This is a genomic window from Pseudoalteromonas aurantia, assembly GCF_005886875.1.
Classification (GTDB): Bacteria; Pseudomonadota; Gammaproteobacteria; order Enterobacterales; family Alteromonadaceae; genus Pseudoalteromonas; species Pseudoalteromonas aurantia_A.
This window is the reverse complement of the sequence record NZ_PNBY01000210.1, coordinates 1-360: the sequence shown is the minus strand read 5'-3', so window position 1 is coordinate 360 and position 360 is coordinate 1. Positions and strand designations below refer to the sequence as shown.

General features: G+C 41.9%; 1 protein-coding gene. It reads left to right on the top strand.

All coding sequences use genetic code 11. The features are described from left to right. Positions 1-360: transposase (locus tag CWC18_RS20690; protein WP_434063446.1), on the top strand; the 360-nt coding region annotated here is incomplete at both ends.

The following is a 360-nucleotide window of genomic DNA, read 5'->3' as shown; positions in this document are numbered from 1 at the left end:
AAGTATTTAAAAGTAGGGTCTAGTTTGACAGAGAGTAATAGTTTAGATGGTTGGTCACCAGAGCAGAAGTTCTCAATTGTTTTAGAAACGGCAGCATTGAGCGAAATTGAGTTAAGTGAGTATTGCCGTGAAAAAGGACTTTACCCTGAGCAAGTTAAAGAATGGAGGCAAAGCTGTATTGAAGGTAATCAGACGCAAGGCCAGCAGCGTAAGCAATTAACCCAAGAGCGAAAAGCGGATCGTAAGCGGATCAAAGAGCTAGAAAAAGAGCTTAAACGTAAAGATGCAGCCCTTGCTGAAACCGCGGCATTATTGGTGCTAAGAAAAAAGTTAAATACTTACTGGGGGGAAGACGACTAC